Here is a 15,878-nt window from a genome sequence, read left to right as displayed (position 1 = left end):
ATGCACACACGAATGCTCCTTGTTGTCCTGCTCCTGCTTTCATGGGCCGGCTGGGCCTCGGCCGCCGGCAAGGCCACCGAGAACTACGGCCCGGTGGTCGAACAGATCGTCCAGCGCGGCGACGCGGCCCTGGCCGCCTATACCGCCGGCACCGGCGTGGCCACCGGCAACGAATTTTCCCGGATCTACTTCGACATCTTCGAGACCAGCGGCATGGAGTTCACCCTGGGCCTCAAGGACAACGCCTTCATGCTCAAGATCGAGTCCGGTTTCAGCCTCCTGATCAGCCAGGCCATGCGCGGCCAGGACAAGCAGGCGCTGGCGGCCACCTGGGCCTCGCTGAAAACGGATCTCGATTACGCGGTGGTCCACTATGCGCGGGCCGACGGCGAAACGGGATTCTGGGGCCGGGTGCTGCAATCCTTCATCATCCTGTTCCGCGAGGGCGTGGAGGCCATGCTGGTGGTGGCGGCCCTGGTCGCCTATCTGCGGCGGTCCGGCTTCGGCGACAAGGTCGGGGTGATCTGGCAGGGGGTGGTCTGGGCCCTGGGGGCCAGCATCGGCGCGGCCTGGCTGCTGAACACCCTGGTCAAGACCTCCGGCGCCCAGCAGGAGGCCATCGAGGGCGTCACCATGCTCATCGCCGCCGGGGTGCTGGTCTACGTCAGCTACTGGCTGACCGCCAAGCGGGATGCCGACCGCTGGCAGGCCTTCATCAAGGAGACCATGGACCGGGCCCTGAGCCGGGGCAACCTGTTCGCCCTGGGATTTGTCGCCTTCCTGGCGGTGTTCCGCGAGGGCGCCGAGACCATTTTGTTCTACCAGGCGCTGATGGCGGGAACGAGCGGCGAGTTCCACGCCATCGCCGTGGGCATGGCGCTGGCCGTGGTCGGCCTGGCGATCGTTTACCTGGTGGTGCGGCTGGCCTCGATCCGCCTGCCCCTGGGCCTGTTTTTCGGCGGCACGGCGGTGCTGCTCTACCTGATGGCCCTGGTTTTCGCCGGCCAGGGCATCCTGGAATTGCAGGTCAGCGGCCTGCTCCACACCACCAAGCTCGAGGGCTGGCCGATGATCAGCTGGCTGGGCGTGTTCCCCACCGTGGAGTCCATGCTCTGCCAGGCCGTGGTGGTGGGGCTGCTGCCGCTGGGCTGGATCTGGCTGCGCGTCAGGCGGAAGCCGGGCGCGGACGGCGTGGCCGCTGCCGACGTGGTCCGGCGGGACGCCCCCTCGCAATGAACGACATTCCCGGCAGGGGATGCCGCAGCCGCGAGGGAGGGCCGGCACCTGACCATGGGGTCGGTGGCGGGCGCCCATGAATGCGACCGTCGTCGGCATGCTGGTCGTCATCGGGGCCATGTCCGCCGTGGCGCTGGACGTTCCTGAACGGTTCAGGGCCATCTCCTCCGAAAGCGTGGCGGCCGCCCAGCAGGTGATCACCGCCGGCGACCTGCGGTCCATGGCGGTGATGCTCGACGCCACCTATCTCATGGACCGCCGGCTGCCGAAGGAGGAGGAATTCGCCGACTGGCTGGCGGAAACCTTCAAGGAAAACAACGCCAAGGATCTGGCGGAAGACCATTGGGGCCATCGGTACCGCTACACCGTGACCAAGGGCAGGCGCTACGAACTCCGCAGCGTCGGGCCGGACGGCGTGGCCGACACCGAGGACGACATGTCGATAAGCGGCCCGTGAACCACGAGAGGGACTGAACGGATGAAGATCAACATACATAAGCTGAAAAAATTGAAGAACAGGTGGCTCACCGGCAAGGGCGCCATTCTCTTTCTGCTCAACCGCAAGGTCGCCGCCATGACGGGCGACGGCGATTTCGGGGAATTGACCGACCTGCGCCTGGACCGCGCCGAGAAGAACCTCGTGCTCGAGGTCAGCCGGGGGCTCCATGTCAACACCATCGCCATCAGGGGATACGGCGTGGTCACCCGGCGGGGCACGCCGTATCTGACCTGGAAATCGGCCCAATGCGACGGGCCGGACAGCGAGCGGTACGCGCAGGTGTTCCGGCAACGGGACGGAATCGAACTGTCGAAGCGGTCTGTCGCCGTGGTCGAGGCCATCCTGTGAGCGGGTGCCGTCACCGCAAGATCCTGGTGCATCCCCGCTACCAGTTCGTGCAACTGGCGCTGGTCCTGGTCACCAACATCGTGGTGACGGTGACGATAAGCGCCCTGCTGTCCTGGTTCTATCTGCTGGCGTGGGACGGGGCCGTGGCCTACAACCACAACCAGCACATCCCCCTGTATGTGGCCCTGTTCGCCCTGGCGGTCACGTCGCTGACCGTCTTTTTCAGCCTGCGCCAGAGCCGGGCCATTGCCGGGATGATGCACAAGATCTACGAGACCCTGGACGATGCCGACCGGGGGGTGTTTCCCGACGGCAGGCTGGAGTTCCGCGCAAACGATTATTTCCGCCAGATGGCCGATCCGCTCAACCGCTGCCTGGACCGGCTGCGCCGCAGCCGTGCCGACGCGATCCTGCGGGCGCGTCTCGACAACCTGGTCGGCGAGATCGACAGCGGCGCCGTCGAGCCGGCTGCGATCCGACAGGCTCTGCACGCCATCCTGCGCGAAAGCGCGGATCGGGGCACCCCGCCCGGCGCCGATTAGCCGGACAACGCCCGCGCCCCGCACCGTGTGCCGTCGATTGCCGGCGCCGCCGCTGCCTGCGGGCTGTTGCGTTGCCGCGAGGGGTGTTTGTCCCCCTGGTTCAGGGGCGGGGAAAGGGATGCGCTGCGAGGCCGGGGACTGTTCCCGGCAGGCGACGACCGGCATCAGGACCCATCGGCCGGCGGCTCGGCCATCCCTGCGCACGGTGCCGCCGCCGTTTCCGGCAATGGCGCCGATTTCGCTTTTTTCGGGCCGAACCCCGGCCCATTGACCCATCCAATCACGAAAAGGACCAAACGTATGAAGTCTATCAATACAACCCTCAACAACGTGGCGATCGATGTTTCCTGGTTTCAGCGGCAGAACACGGCCGAGCTGCACCTGGCCGCCCGCGCCTGCGAACCCAAGCGCTTCGACCGGGAACTGGAAGAGGTGTTCGCGGCAATGGCGCTTTTTTTCGAGCAGGAGGGCATTCCGTTCACCACCGCGGTGTTCCTGCGCCTGTTCGTCAGCGATTTCATGAACCAGGAGGACAGCCTGGGTGCCTTTGCGCAAAACGGCATGAACAAATTTTCCCGGGCCGCCTGTTCCGTCGTCGAGCAGCCGCCGCTGACCGGCAACAAGGTGCTGGTGTGGCTCTACGCCATCGTCGATCACGGCGCCAAGGGATTGTCGGTCGACAGGAGAGAAGGCCAGATCGTGGTCAAACGAGAAGGGATGGCCCATATCTGGAGCACGGGCATGCGGGCCAAGGAACCGGGGTGGGATTCCCACGCCCAGACCTCGGCGGTGTTCGCGCAACTGGAGCGCCGGCTGCGCGACCTGAACTGCACCGTTCAGGACAACTGCGTCAGGACATGGCTGTTCGTCAAGGACATCGACTTCAACTATCCGGGGGTGGTTCGCTCCCGGCGGGACCTGTTCGAGACCCTGGGCATGACCAAGGACACCCATTATATCGCCAGCACCGGCATCGAGGGCAGGCATGCCGACCCCGGCACGTCGGTGCTGATGGACGCCTATGCCATAGCCGGCCTCGCCGGGAACCAGGTCAGGTATTTGCAGGCGCTGCAGCACCTGAATCCCACCCACGAGTACGGCGTGACCTTCGAACGGGGTACGAGCGTGGATTTCGGCGACCGGCGGCACATCTACATCTCGGGCACGGCGAGCATCAACAACAGGGGCGAGATCGTGCACAAGAACAACGTGCGCCGGCAGATGGAGCGGGTCATCGAGAACATCGCCGCCCTGCTGGCCGATGCCGGGGCGACCCTGGCCGACATCGCCCACATGATCGTCTATCTCAGGGATCTGTCCGACGCCCCGGACGTGGAGCGCTACTTTGCCGAACACTTTCGGGAGACGCCCAAGGCCGTCGTGCTGGCGCCCGTCTGCCGGCCGGGTTGGCTGGTGGAGATCGAATGCATCGCCGTCATGGCCATCGACCGGACCGATGTGTGCCGCTTTTGAGTGAGCGTCCATGGGATCGATAGGTACGGCGCTGCATGCAGCGCACAGGTGCGTCCGGCCGTTGCTGCCGGCGGTGTTGTTGCTGCTGGCCGCCTGCACGGCGGACACCGGCAGGGAGATCAGTTTTTCCACGGCTATCCAGCCGATTCTCGATGAGAAATGCGTGGGTTGCCATTTCGGCGGGCGGGCCCCGTTCGACATGACCAGGGGCGATGCCCACCAGGACCTCATGAAGGGCCGGTACATCGTTCCGGGCAAGGCCGAAGCCAGCCCCCTCTACGTCAAGGTCAAGGGCGGCCACGCCGCGGTGGCGCCCCTGACCTCCCAGCAGTTGAAGGACCTGAAGATGTGGATCGATCAGGGGGCGAAAAGAAACTGACCGCGGCCCGCGGGCACAATCGGTCGCGGCGTCGGGGACGGTGCCGGCGGCGCGGCGGCCCCATGATCAGCCCCGGCACGGCCGGGATGCAGGCGGGTCGTCGTTCTCCCGGACCGGGCGATGCGGCGGCTGCCGCCGCACAAAGCCGGCAGCCGGCTGATTCCCGCGCACACCGCTCATGCGGTTTTGTCGCCGACGGTGAGGGCCGGTTCGGGACGGGTGCCGGGCCGGGAGGCGGTGGGGCGCGCCATGCCGGGGCAGGAGGAGCGGCCGGTTTCGGTGGCGCCCGATTCACCGGAAAAATTCCGGGGACGGTGTTCGAGCAGGTCGAGGAACAGATCGCAGATTTCGGGGTGGAACTGGGTGCCGCGGTTGCGGCGGATCTCCTCGAAGGCCTGTTCCGCGGTCAGGGCGGCCTTGTAGGGCCGGTAGGTCGTCATGGCGTCGTAGGCGTCGGCAATGGCGATGACCGCCGATTCCAGCGGAATCGCATCGGCCCGCAACCCGTCCGGATACCCCTTGCCGTCAAACCGTTCGTGATGGTGGCGGATGACGTCCGCCATCCTGTCCAGGCCGGGCAGGTTTTCGAAGATCGAGGCGCCGATCACCGTATGCTGCTGCATCAGCAGGTGCTCCGCCGGCGACAGCTTGCCCGATTTCATCAGAACGCCGTCGGCGATGCCGATCTTGCCGATATCGTGCACATGGCCGATCACGTGCAGGTATTCGCACTCCCTGTCCGTCCTGCCCCATTCCCTGCAGATGTGCTCGGCGATCTCGGACACGCGCCGCGAGTGGCCGGCCGTGTACATGTCCTTGAGTTCGATGGTGCGGGTCAGGCTCTCGATGAACAGGTGAAAGTCGATATCTTCAAGGCAGATCATACAATACTCCGGGATATGCGCCGCTTGGGCGGGAGCGCCCGCAGAGGAAGGCGGCGGTCGGGAACATGCGGTGGTCCTTTTGGTGTCCGTTGGCCGACGACGGTCGGCGCGGCCCGGCCAAGGCGGCAAGGACGTGCACCGCGCCGATGTCCGGACGCGCTCAGGCGGTCGACACGGGCGGTGCCGGCCGGGGGGACGCGGTGTTTGCGGGCGGGTGCGGGCGGCACAACGGGAAAGGCGCGCGGATGCGCAAGCCGTTCCGGCAGGCGGACGTGTTCGGGGGAAGGGGAATGGTCGCCGGATGAGCGGTCATGGCATCACGAGTTCTTTTCCATCGATGGGTCGGGCCGTTGCCGCGGATCGTCGTCGGCGCCGCAAGGCTGCTTCATGGACAGCTCCGCCGGGTCGGCAGGGGTCTCCGGGGCGGGCGGCCAGTCGCCGGTGTCGGTGGCCTGGCCGGTGAGCGCCACCTGTCCGGCCTCTCTGACCGTGGTGGTGTAGGTGATCATGCTGTCGAGGATCTCGTCGCTGATCACGTGTTCGATCCGGCAGGCGCCGATGTCGGCGGTCCGCGGGTCCACGCCGAGCACCTCGACGAAGAAGTCGCGCAGGGTTTCGTGGCGGTGGAGGATTTCGCGGGCCCGGGCCTCGCCCGCCGGCGTCAGGGTGATGAGCGAGTAGGGCACATAGTTGACCAGGCCCCGGGAGTCCAGTGCCCGCAGTGCCTCGGTGACCGAGGCGGCGCTCACGGAAAGTCGCCTGATGACATCCTTGCTCCGGGCCGTGCCCTGCTCCCGGACGATCAGGTAGATCGTTTCGAGGTAGTCTTCCAGGCTGCTGCTGAGGTTGCGGCGCGCCGTCATGCCCGGCCCTGCCGCGGTGGCGTTTGCCGGAGCGATCCGGTGTTCGGCACCTGCCGCACCGTCATGGTGCCGGTGGATGCGGCCGGTACCGGGCCGGGCGCGGCGAGCAGGGCGGCGGTGGGAATGGTCAGCGAGGTGGAATGCCCCACCAGGATCAGATGGTCGATCAGGTCCGGGGTCAGGCCGGCGTGATGGCCGACGAGCAGCGTGGTCTTGCCGGGCTGGGCGCCGTGCCGCCGGATGGCATCGTAAACCACGGCCCTGGTGCTGTCGCCGAAGGTGGTGATCCAGTCGTCGAGAATGAGCAGGTCCGGATTCCGGGCCAGCAGCACCGCCAGGGCGACGAGGGCCCGCTGATGGTTGTGCAGGTTGCTGATCTTCACCCGTCTGGAGACGCCGAAACCGTCGGTCAACCGATAATAGGTCTCGTTGTGCCACTCGGGATAGCAGCCGTTGAAAAACAGCGCCGTCTGCCCGATGGTCATCACCTCGTAGATGCGCTCGCCGTTCTCGAGGATGCCGATTCGCTGCTTGGCCGCCAGCGGCAGGTTGTGGGCCTCGTGGCCGTCGATCAGGCAGGTGCCGGCGGCGGGCCGCTGCCGGCCCGCCAGCAGATCGAGCAGAGCCGCCTTGCACAGGGCGTCGCGGGGGGCGAGCACGGAAACCGCCCCCTTGGGAACGGCGAAATGCAGATGCTCGCAGACGGTTTTGTTCTGGCAGACAATGGTCAACTCCGCGCCCGTGACGCTTGCCGGTGGCTGCGGTCGATTGATGCCGGCGTGTGCCGGCGCGCTGCCCGCCGGTGCAGATCCCGGCAGGTGGTCGGAGGCGACATGCCCGCGCATGGAGGTGGCGCGACTGCTCATGGCGTGTTTTTTCATGGGGACACCCGTTCAAAGGCATGGTTGTCTATTTTAGTTGCATCTAATAAAAAGAGGGTATATGAATAATGCTTGGTCGTCAATAGTATTTTTGCACGGCCACCACAATTGCAGGCGGAACGGACGCGCGGGGAGGCGCGCTGCGCGTGGGATGCGGGATGGTTTCGCGAAAAGGAAAGAAGGAGGGATACGGGTGAGGGAAGACGAACGCAGGCGATATGCCGGGGGCCTCCGGAAAGGGGTGCTGGCGGCGTTGGTGTGGGCGCTGCTGGTGCCCGGGCCGGTCCAGGGTAGGCAGATCAGTCATTATATTCATAAATACAAGACGATCGAGCTTTCCTCCGTCCAGATGAAGCGCATCGCCGAGTATGACCGGCTGATCGTCGCCTTCAGTTCGATCGCCTTTATCCGGCCCGGCTACAAGGTGAATCCGGACTTCATCCGGGCCCTGATGCTGACCGAATCCGGCGGCGACCCGAACGCGGTCTCGCCCAAGAACGCCCTCGGTCTCTGCCAACTGCTCTACCCGACGGCGCAGGCGGCGGCCAGGGAGCTGCTGACCCTGGGCATCACCTTCCGCCATATCCCTTCCAAACGACTGCGCAGCCTCCAACCCGAGGATCTGTTCGATCCCGCGGTCAATATCCTGCTGACCTGCTATCTGGTCGCCAAATACAATTTCCTCTACGACGGCCGGCTCGACCTGGTGGTCGCGGCCTGGAACGCCGGCGAAGGGGCCATCGTCGACAACCGTCCGCCCGACTATCCGGAAACGCTGGACCTCATCGGCAAGGTCAATGGGTACCTGCACGCCCTGTTCAGGGAACGGCGCGGCCGCCTCATGGGCTGAGCCCGGCGCCGCACCGGCCGAGCCGCGGCAAAAACGTGGTATTCGTTGACGAACCGGCACCTTTTTGTCATAACAACGCAGTCGATTTCAGGCCCATTGTTCTTGAGTCTCGTGGAGGAGCGGATAATGAAGGGAGTGCGTGCGGTACGGATGGTGCGGGTGGCGTGTGTGTGCGCCGTGGTTTCGTTGCTCATGACCTCGTATGCCCTGGCGGCGGGCATCAAGATCGGCGCCATCCTCGCCGAGACCGGGCCGGCGGCCTTTCTGGGCGGACCCGAGGTCCGGTCGCTCCGCATGCTGGTCGACGAAATCAACGCCAGGGGCGGCATCAACGGCAAGACCGTCGAACTGATCGTCAAGGATTCGGGCGGCAGTCCGGAAAAGGCGGTCTCCTTCGCCAAGCAGTTGATCGACGAGGAGAAGGTGTTTGCCATCATCGGCCCGTCCACCAGCGGCGAGAGCCTGAGCATCAAGAAGATTGCCGAGGAGGGCAAGACGATCATGATCTCCTGCTCGGCGGCCGAGACCATCACCACCCCGGTGGCCCCGCACGTGTTCAAGACCGCGCCCAGCGATTCCTTCGCCGCGCAGCAGATTTTCGCCACCATGCAGAAGAAGGGGATCAGGAACATCGCGGTGCTGGCCGGCAACGACGGCTTCGGCAAGGCCGGCAAGGAGCAGCTGGCCAGGAACGCCCCGGACTTCGGCATCGCCATCGTCGCCGAGGAGGTCTACGACAAGAGCGCCACCGATCTTGCTGCCATTGTCGCCAAGCTGAAGGCCAACCCGAAGATCGAGGCGGTGGTCAACTGGTCGATCGTGCCGGCCCAGTCCATTCTGGCGAAAAACATCCGCCAGGCCGGATGGGACGTGCCCATCTACCAGAGCCACGGTTTCGCCAACATCAAGTACGCCGAGGCGGCGGGCGTGGCCGCCGAGGGCATCATCTTCCCGGCCAGCCGGCTGCTGGTGGCCGATTCCCTGCCGGCCGGGCCGCAGCGGGAGTTTCTCCTCACCTACCGGGATTCCTACGAAAAGAAATTCGGCGAGAAGATCTCGACCTTCGGCGGCCATACCTATGACGCCATGACCATCCTGGCCAAGGCCATCGAGGTCGGCGGCGAGGACCGGGACAAGGTGCGCGCCGCCATCGAGAACATCAGGGACCTGATCGGCACCGCCGGCACCTTCAACTTCTCGCCCGCCGACCACGGCGGCCTGGGACCGGACGCCTTTGCCATGCTGACCGTCAAGGACGGCCGGTTCGTGCTGCTGGAGCGGTAAGCGGCCGGAAGGCCGTCGGGCGCCTGGCCGCCCGGAAGGATCGATACGGGGATGCGCCTGGGAAACACCGGGTGCATCCCCTTTTTTGTCATCGGCGGCCATCCCGCGGTCCCGCGAAAAGAACCGCCGTCCCTGTTGCCCTCGTGCCGGGTTCATGGTATAGCAGGCGCACATTTGCAAACCGCCGCTTCCGCAGCCATCCGCGAAGCATTGCCATCGATCACCGCCCAGCAAGGAGAACCCCATGGAACGCACATTCGCCATCATCAAGCCCAATGCCTTCAATGCCGGCAACGCCGGCAAGATCATCGCCCGCATCTATGCCGAAGGTTTTACGATTGTCGGCATGAAGAAGCTGTATCTGAGCAAGCGCGAGGCCGAAGGGTTTTATTATGTCCACAAGGAGCGCCCCTTTTTCGGCGAGCTGACCGATTTCATGTCCAGCGGCCCCTGCATCGTCATGGTGCTGGAGGCTGAAGGCGCGATCAAGAAATGGCGCGACCTGATGGGCGCCACCAACCCGGCCAACGCCGCCGAAGGCACCCTGCGCCGCGAGTTCGGCGAATCCCTGGAGGCCAACGCCACCCACGGCTCCGATGCCCCGGAAACCGCCGCCTTCGAGATCGGCTACTTCTTCTCCGGCCTGGAGTTGCTGGTCTGATCGATTCCGCACCCCTTCTGTACCCATCGCCCAATACAAAAGGCGGCTCGCATGAGCCGCCTTTTGTCGTTTCGGGGGGTCTTCCACCGCTTTCTAGTCCGCCGTGCCGACCGTCTCCGGCAGGGCGCCTTTGCGCCGTTTGAGCCACTGCTGCAGATCTTCCATGTACAGATAGAACACCGGCGTCACGTAGAGGGTCAGGGTCTGGGAAAAGAGCAGGCCGCCGACCACGGCCAGCCCCAGCGGTTGACGCGATTCCGCACCGGCGCCGTAGCCGACGGCGATGGGGATGCCGCCCATGAGCGCGGCCATGGTGGTCATCATGATCGGCCGGAAGCGGATGACGCAGGCCTGGTGGATGGCCTCGACGGCGCTCTTCCCCTCCTGCTGGGCGGCGATGGCGAAGTCGATCATCATGATGCCGTTCTTCTTCACCAGGCCGATCAGCATGATGATGCCGACAAAGGCGTAGATCGACAGGTCGACCCGGAAGAGCAGCAGGGTGATCAGGGCGCCGAACCCGGCGAAGGGCAGGGCCGTGAGGATGGTGAGCGGGTGGATGTAGCTCTCGTAGAGGATGCCGAGCACGATGTAGATGACCACGATCGACAGGGCCAGAAGCCAGCCCATGCTGGCCTGCGAGGCCTGGAACTGCTGGGCGTTGCCCTGGAACGAGGCGGTGATGCCGGTGGGCAGGAGCTCGTCGGCCTGCTGCTGCAAGTCGGCCAGGGCCTGGCCCAGGGCCACGCCGGGCTTGATGTTGAACGACAGGGTCACCGAGGGCAGCTGGCCCGAGTGGTTGATCGACAGCGGCCCCAGCCCCTGCCTGAGGGTGGCCACCGTGGAGATCGGCACCAGCGGCCCCTGGTCGGAACGGATGTGCAGCAGGTCCAGGGCCGAGGCGTCGTTCTGGAAGTCGGGATGAAATTCGACGATGACGCTGTACTGGTCGTTGGCCCCGAAGATGGTCGACACATCGCGCTCGCCGTAGGCGCTGTACAGGGTGTCCTCGATCTGCTTGGGCGAGACCCCGAGCAGCAGGGCGCGGTCGCGGTCGATCTCCACCCTCAGTTCCGGGTTGTCCATCTGCAGATCGCTGGAAACGTCGATCAGGGTCGGGGTGTCGAGCATGATCCGTTCCAGGGTCCGGGCCGTGGCGTACAGCCGGTCGGTGTCGATCCCCTGCAGGGTCAGCTGATAGAGACTGCGCGAGCGGCGGCCGCCGATGTTGATCGGCAGGGGGTTGACCAGCATGGCGCGGATGCCGGGCACGCCGTTGAGCTTGGGCCGCAGGGACAGGATCACTTCGTCGGCGCTCAACAGCCGCTCGTGGCGGGGCTTGAGCACCAGCAGCATGAAGGGCGTGGTGGTGGCGTTGACCATGAAGCGGTCGACATTGGGGTCCTGCTGCACGATGGCCGCCAGCTCCATGAGATGGTCGACCTGGGAGATCCAGGAGGCGGACTGGGCGCTCTGGGTGGAAACCATGATGAAGCCGCGGTCCTCCGAGGGAATGAAGCCCTTGGGCACCACCGCGAACAGGTAGGCCGTGGCCGCCAGGATGACCAGGGAAACGAGCATGGTGGTCCGCCGGTAGCGCAGCACGGCGAGCAGGCTGCGGTCGTAGATCCGCACCATCCACTGGTATCCGGCCTCGGTCAGCCGGTACAGCCGGTTCTGGCGGGTGTGGCCGCCCTCGCGCAGGTAGCGGCTGCACAGCATGGGCACCAGCGTCAGGCTGATCACGCCGCTGACCAGCACCGCCACGCCGATGGTCACCGAGAATTCGCGGAACAGCCGGCCCATGATGCCGCCGAGGAAGAGCAGGGGGATGAAGATCGCCACCAGGGACAGGGTCATGGAAATGATGGTGAAGCTCACCTCGCGGGCCCCGTCCAGGGCGGCCCGCATCCGGCTCTTGCCCATCTCCATGTGGCGGACGATGTTTTCCAGCACCACGATGGAGTCATCGACCACGAAGCCGACGGCCAGGGTCAGCGCCATCAGCGACATGTTGTTGAGGCTGTAGCCGAGCGGGTACATGACCGCGAAGGTGCCGATCACCGACATCGGCAGCGACAGGCTGGGGATGACGGTGGCGCTGAGCCGGCGGATGAAGAGAAAGATCACCAGCACCACCAGGAACAGGGTGAGCAGCAGGGTGAACTGGATGTCCAGGGCCGACTCGCTGATGGCGGTGCTGCCGTCGCGGAGGATGGAGAGCTTGACCGAGGCGGGCAGGGTCTCGGCCAGTGCGGGCAACATGGCCTTGACCGCGTCGGCCACCTCGATGGTGTTGGCGCCGGGCTGTTTCTCCACCGCCAGCATGATGGTCTGGGCCCTGGTGGTGGGGGTGAAGAACCAGGCGCCGGACTTGTCGTTCTCCACGCTGTCGATCACCGCGGCCACCTCGGCCAGGCGGATGGGCCGGCCGCCGCGCACCGCCACCACGATGTCGCGGTACTGGTCCGCCACTTTGAGTTCGCCGCTGGCCTTGAGGGTCAGGGTGGTGTGCGGCCCGCTCAGCAGGCCCATGGGCTGATTGGCGTTCTGCCGGTCGATGGCCGTGGCCACCTCGTCGGGATCGAGGTCGAAGCCCTTCATGGCCTGCGGGTCCAACTGCACCCGGACCGCGTACTTCTGCGTGCCGCGCAGGGTGATCTGGGCCACGCCGCTGATCATCGACAGCCGCTGGCTCATGGTCTGGCCGTACTGGTCGAGCAGGGAGAGCGGCAGGGTCGGGCTGTTGAGGGAGATGAACAGGATCGGGTCCGAGGCCGGGTTGGTGCGGCGGAACGAGGGCGGCGACGGCATGTCCTCGGGCAGCCGGCGGTTGGCCAGCGAAATGGCGGTCTGCACGTCCTGGGCCGCGGCGTCGATGTCGCGTTCCAGGGAGAACTGCAGGGTGATCTGGGTGGAACCGGTGGTGGAGACCGAACTCATCGAGTCGAGGCCGGCGATGGTAGAAAACTCCTTTTCCAGCACCGTGGCCACGGTCGAGGCCATGGTGTCCGGGTTGGCGCCGGGCAGGGTGGCGGTGACCTGGATGGTCGGAAAATCGACGTTGGGCAGGTCGCTGACCGCCAACTGCTTGTAGCCGATCAGGCCGAAGAGCAGGATGCTGCACATCACCAGCACGGTCATGACCGGCCGGCGGATGAAGAGATCGGAGATACCGTTCATGGCGCGCTCCGTCTGCCCTCGTCACCGGGCTGCGCGCCCTGGCCGCGCACCTCGATTCTGACCCCGTCGGCCAACTGCAACTGGCCGTCGATAACCACCCGCTCACCCGCCGCCAGCCCCGACTCGATCACCGTTTCCCCCTGGTGGAGCATGCCGGGGGTCACCGGGCGGTAGCCCACGGTCTGGTCGTCTTTGACCACATAGACGTAGGTGCCTTCCTGGCCGACCTGCACCGCCTGCGAGGGGACCACGACGCAGTCAGGCCGCCGGGTGAGTTCGATGCGCACGTCGACCAACTGCCCCGGCCACAGCCGGCGGTCGCCATTGGCGAAGCTGGCCTTGAGCCGGAGCATGCCGGTGGTCGGATCGACGGTGTTGTCGACGAAGACCAGGTCCCCGGCCAGGGGTGGGTCGTTCACGTATTTCTGCAGGGTGGCCAGCACCTTGAGGCTGCCGGCGGACTGATAGCGGGCGATGTCCTGGAGATGGTGGCCGGGTACGGTGAAGGCGGCCAGGATGGGTTGCACCTTCTTGAGCGTGACCATCGGCGTGTCGGCGTTCTCCTTGATCAGGTTGCCCTGGTGGCTGAGCAGCTCGCCGGTGCGGCCTGCGAACGGGGCGCGGATCGAGCAGTATTCCAGCTCCAGCCGGGCCCTGTTCGCCGCCGCCTCGTCCGCCTTGACCGTGGCGGTGAGGGTGGCCACCAGGGTCGCGGCCTGATCGGCCTGTTCCTGCGACACATAGCCCTTCTGCACGGCCAGGGCGTAGCGGGCGGCTTCGCGGCGGGCATTGTCCAGCTCGGCCCTGTCCCTGGCCAGGTCGGCCTCGGCCTTGGCCAGATCGGCGGCAAAGGGGCGGGGATCGATGGTGAACAGCAGTTCCCCGGCCTTGACCGAATCGCCCTCGCGGAAATGGACCGTTTTCAGCGTACCGGTGACCTGCGAGCGGATTTCCACCGTGGACTCGGCCTCGACATGGCCGGTGGCGGTCAGCTCCACGGGCAGCGTCTTTGTGGTGCTCTCGGCCACGGTGACCGGGATGCCGGCCTGCCGTTTCTGGCCGGCCTGCCCCTCATGCTCCGGTGAACAGCCGGCCAGGACGAGCAGGGCGAGCAGGCAGGTCAGCAGGCACAGGAGGGGGGACGGCGGCGCGACCGGGGCGTGGCCGCGAGGCACCGGAGGAAAGGCGGGGAACGACAGCTTCATGGGGTATTCCTTGCAAGGGGCGCGGTATCGGGACCGGAGAAGAGCGGGGCCGTGTCGGGGGAGTGGAATTGCCAGCCGCCGCCCAGGGCCTTGTACAGGGCGATCATGTTGACTGCCAGGCGCTGGCCGCTCTGCGCCAGCTTGTCCTGGGACTGATAGAGGGCGTTTTCGCTCTGCAACACGTTGAGAAAGGTGGTGAGCCCGGCCTGGTACTGGCCGTGGGCGATGTGCATCGCCCGCTGGCTGGCGTCCACGGCCGTTTTCAGCATCTCGTGGGTTTCCCGTTCGCGGTCCAGGGCGACGAGCGCGTTTTCCGCCTCCGCCAAGGCCGTGAGCACTGTTTTTTCATAGGTCAGTTCGGCGCGCCGGCGCTGGGCTTCGCTGGCCTCGATCGCCGCCCGGATCCTGCCGCCGGCGAACAGGGGCCAGTTGACCGTGGGACCGGCCGACCAGAAGCGGCTGCCGCTGGTGACCAGATCGCCGAGCGACGTGCTCTGCAGGCCGATCAGGGCGGCCAGGGAAAAACGGGGAAACAGCTCGGCCGTGGCGACGCCCACGGTGGCGGTGGCGGCGGCCAATTGCCGCTCGGCGCTGCGGATGTCGGGCCGCTGGCGCAACAGTTCCGAGGGCAGGGAAAGGGGCAGGCGCGGCGGCACCGGCGGGGTGGCGCCCGCCGGGGTCAGTTCCGCCTTCAGGGTCTGCGGCTGCTGGCCGAGGAGCAGGGCCAGCTGATGCATGGCCTGGGCCGCGCCGCTTTCCAGGGCCGGCATCTCCGCCCTGGTTTCGGCCAGCAGGGTTTCGGCCTGGGCCACCTCCAGGTCGCCGCCCAGGCCAAGCCGGAACTTGCCGCGCACCAGTGCCACGGTCTGTTCCTGGATACGGCTGTTTTCCCCGGCTATGGCCAGCCGCTGCTGGCTGGCCCGCAGTTCGACGTAATTCCGGGCCACCTCGGCGGCCAGCGAAACGAGGGCGGTCCGCCGGTCCTCCTCCGCGGCGGCGAGGTTGGCCTCGGCCGCCTCCATCTGCCGCCGGACGGAGCCGAACACGTCGATCTCCCAGTTGGCGTCGAACTGGGCCTGGAACAGGTCCTGGGTCCGGGCGTTGTCCCGGTCCCGCACGTTCTCGCTCTGGCGGCTGTTGGTGAAGCTGCCGCCCGCATCCACCGAGGGCAATCCCCCGGCGACGGCCTGCCGGTACAGGGCCCTGGCCTCGCGGATGCGGGTCTCGGCGATCCTGAGATCCGGGTTGGCCGCCATGGCCCGGTGAATGAGGGTGTCGAGCAGGGGATCGTGGAACAGGGACCACCAGCGGGCAAGCGCCTCGGCATGGTCGCCGCTGTCCGTGGTGGCGGCCTCGCCCCAGCGGGAGGGCATCTGCGGCTGCGGGGCCTGGTAATCGGGGCCGACCGGAGCGCAGGCGGCCAGCAGCGCGCTTCCCCAGGCAAACAGAAGGCAAAGGCGGAATCGAAAGGGGATGTGGCGGCGCATGGGCCCGGGTACCTACCTGACGGAAGAGAAGCGTACGAGGCGGCGGCCGACTTGGCCCGCCGCACAATTCCGGACACTATATAATTGAACATCGGGATTCGCC

General features: G+C 66.2%; 15 protein-coding genes. 9 read left to right on the top strand and 6 right to left on the bottom strand.

Going from position 1 to position 15,878, the window contains the following annotated elements; genetic code table 11:
* The 6 genes from Q362_RS0106750 to Q362_RS23490 all read left to right on the top strand — a co-directional run bounded on the left by Q362_RS0106750 (window position 1) and on the right by Q362_RS23490 (window position 4,477).
* Window positions 1–1,236, top strand: coding sequence for an FTR1 family iron permease (locus Q362_RS0106750; protein ID WP_028318066.1), 1,236 nt, complete (start codon window positions 1–3; stop codon window positions 1,234–1,236).
* Window positions 1,237–1,312: 76 nt separating this feature from the next.
* Window positions 1,313–1,693: a type II secretion system protein GspG gene (locus Q362_RS0106745; protein ID WP_028318065.1), complete on the top strand. Its 381-nt coding sequence runs from the start codon at window positions 1,313–1,315 to the stop codon at window positions 1,691–1,693.
* A 21-nt stretch (window positions 1,694–1,714) separates the two neighbouring features.
* Window positions 1,715–2,083, top strand: coding sequence for a hypothetical protein (locus tag Q362_RS0106740; protein ID WP_028318064.1), 369 nt, complete (start codon window positions 1,715–1,717; stop codon window positions 2,081–2,083).
* The gene (locus Q362_RS0106735) at window positions 2,080–2,625 is read left to right on the top strand and encodes a hypothetical protein (RefSeq protein ID WP_028318063.1); all 546 of its coding nucleotides are present in this window, start codon (window positions 2,080–2,082) and stop codon (window positions 2,623–2,625) included. Before Q362_RS0106740 ends, Q362_RS0106735 begins: the two co-directional genes overlap by 4 nt.
* Before the next feature lie 300 nt (window positions 2,626–2,925).
* Window positions 2,926–4,098: a Rid family hydrolase gene (locus tag Q362_RS0106725; protein WP_028318062.1), complete on the top strand. Its 1,173-nt coding sequence runs from the start codon at window positions 2,926–2,928 to the stop codon at window positions 4,096–4,098.
* Between the two features lie 10 nt (window positions 4,099–4,108).
* Window positions 4,109–4,477 (top strand): hypothetical protein, encoded by a 369-nt coding sequence (locus Q362_RS23490; RefSeq protein ID WP_157469929.1) that lies wholly within the window; start codon window positions 4,109–4,111, stop codon window positions 4,475–4,477.
* Between the two features lie 176 nt (window positions 4,478–4,653).
* Here the strand turns inward: Q362_RS23490 and Q362_RS19510 are convergent, their stop codons facing one another.
* The 3 genes from Q362_RS19510 to Q362_RS22110 all read right to left on the bottom strand — a co-directional run bounded on the left by Q362_RS19510 (window position 4,654) and on the right by Q362_RS22110 (window position 7,105).
* A complete protein-coding gene (locus Q362_RS19510; RefSeq protein WP_084312386.1) occupies window positions 4,654–5,361 on the bottom strand; it encodes an HD-GYP domain-containing protein in 708 nt (235 codons plus the stop codon).
* A 317-nt stretch (window positions 5,362–5,678) separates the two neighbouring features.
* On the bottom strand, window positions 5,679–6,224 hold the full coding sequence (locus tag Q362_RS19505) for a metal-dependent transcriptional regulator (RefSeq protein WP_051553799.1): 546 nt from the start codon (window positions 6,222–6,224) through the stop codon (window positions 5,679–5,681).
* Entirely contained in the window at window positions 6,221–7,105 is an 885-nt protein-coding gene (locus Q362_RS22110) for an ATP-binding cassette domain-containing protein (protein ID WP_084312384.1), read from the bottom strand. The genes Q362_RS19505 and Q362_RS22110 overlap by 4 nt, the downstream gene beginning before the upstream one ends.
* A gap of 193 nt (window positions 7,106–7,298) precedes the next feature.
* On the opposite strand from Q362_RS22110, the gene Q362_RS0106695 reads away from it, so the two are divergent.
* From Q362_RS0106695 to ndk, 3 genes are all read left to right on the top strand, one after another.
* The gene (locus Q362_RS0106695) at window positions 7,299–7,955 is read left to right on the top strand and encodes a lytic transglycosylase domain-containing protein (RefSeq protein ID WP_051553796.1); all 657 of its coding nucleotides are present in this window, start codon (window positions 7,299–7,301) and stop codon (window positions 7,953–7,955) included.
* 126 nt (window positions 7,956–8,081) lie between these two features.
* The gene (locus Q362_RS0106690) at window positions 8,082–9,239 is read left to right on the top strand and encodes an ABC transporter substrate-binding protein (RefSeq protein ID WP_051553795.1); all 1,158 of its coding nucleotides are present in this window, start codon (window positions 8,082–8,084) and stop codon (window positions 9,237–9,239) included.
* Window positions 9,240–9,483: 244 nt separating this feature from the next.
* On the top strand, window positions 9,484–9,900 hold the full coding sequence (ndk, locus tag Q362_RS0106685) for a nucleoside-diphosphate kinase (protein WP_028318056.1): 417 nt from the start codon (window positions 9,484–9,486) through the stop codon (window positions 9,898–9,900).
* A 93-nt stretch (window positions 9,901–9,993) separates the two neighbouring features.
* Here ndk and Q362_RS0106680 read toward each other — a convergent pair whose 3' ends face one another.
* The 3 genes from Q362_RS0106680 to Q362_RS19490 are packed head-to-tail and all read right to left on the bottom strand — an operon-like array spanning window position 9,994 to window position 15,775.
* A complete protein-coding gene (locus Q362_RS0106680; RefSeq protein ID WP_028318055.1) occupies window positions 9,994–13,083 on the bottom strand; it encodes an efflux RND transporter permease subunit in 3,090 nt (1,029 codons plus the stop codon).
* A complete protein-coding gene (locus Q362_RS19495) occupies window positions 13,080–14,288 on the bottom strand; it encodes an efflux RND transporter periplasmic adaptor subunit (RefSeq protein ID WP_051553793.1) in 1,209 nt (402 codons plus the stop codon). The genes Q362_RS0106680 and Q362_RS19495 overlap by 4 nt, the downstream gene beginning before the upstream one ends.
* Window positions 14,285–15,775, bottom strand: coding sequence for an efflux transporter outer membrane subunit (locus Q362_RS19490; protein ID WP_051553791.1), 1,491 nt, complete (start codon window positions 15,773–15,775; stop codon window positions 14,285–14,287). Before Q362_RS19490 ends, Q362_RS19495 begins: the two co-directional genes overlap by 4 nt.
* Between the last annotated feature and the right edge of the window lie 103 nt (window positions 15,776–15,878).

Source organism: Desulfobulbus elongatus DSM 2908, from assembly GCF_000621145.1.
GTDB classification, from domain to species: Bacteria; Desulfobacterota; Desulfobulbia; order Desulfobulbales; family Desulfobulbaceae; genus Desulfobulbus; species Desulfobulbus elongatus.
The sequence above is the reverse complement of the archived record's forward strand: the minus strand, read 5'-3'. Positions and strand labels throughout refer to the sequence as shown.

Coding starts and splice junctions, on each gene's coding strand:
- Q362_RS19505 (WP_051553799.1), bottom strand. CDS start 6,224: ATGACGGCGCGCCGCAACCTCAGCAGCAGCCTGGAAGACTACCTCGAA.
- Q362_RS0106740 (WP_028318064.1), top strand. CDS start 1,715: ATGAAGATCAACATACATAAGCTGAAAAAATTGAAGAACAGGTGGCTC.
- Q362_RS0106690 (WP_051553795.1), top strand. CDS start 8,082: ATGAAGGGAGTGCGTGCGGTACGGATGGTGCGGGTGGCGTGTGTGTGC.
- Q362_RS0106725 (WP_028318062.1), top strand. CDS start 2,926: ATGAAGTCTATCAATACAACCCTCAACAACGTGGCGATCGATGTTTCC.
- Q362_RS0106750 (WP_028318066.1), top strand. CDS start 1: ATGCACACACGAATGCTCCTTGTTGTCCTGCTCCTGCTTTCATGGGCC.
- Q362_RS19495 (WP_051553793.1), bottom strand. CDS start 14,288: ATGAAGCTGTCGTTCCCCGCCTTTCCTCCGGTGCCTCGCGGCCACGCC.
- ndk (WP_028318056.1), top strand. CDS start 9,484: ATGGAACGCACATTCGCCATCATCAAGCCCAATGCCTTCAATGCCGGC.
- Q362_RS22110 (WP_084312384.1), bottom strand. CDS start 7,105: ATGAAAAAACACGCCATGAGCAGTCGCGCCACCTCCATGCGCGGGCAT.
- Q362_RS23490 (WP_157469929.1), top strand. CDS start 4,109: ATGGGATCGATAGGTACGGCGCTGCATGCAGCGCACAGGTGCGTCCGG.
- Q362_RS19490 (WP_051553791.1), bottom strand. CDS start 15,775: ATGCGCCGCCACATCCCCTTTCGATTCCGCCTTTGCCTTCTGTTTGCC.
- Q362_RS0106680 (WP_028318055.1), bottom strand. CDS start 13,083: ATGAACGGTATCTCCGATCTCTTCATCCGCCGGCCGGTCATGACCGTG.
- Q362_RS19510 (WP_084312386.1), bottom strand. CDS start 5,361: ATGATCTGCCTTGAAGATATCGACTTTCACCTGTTCATCGAGAGCCTG.
- Q362_RS0106745 (WP_028318065.1), top strand. CDS start 1,313: ATGAATGCGACCGTCGTCGGCATGCTGGTCGTCATCGGGGCCATGTCC.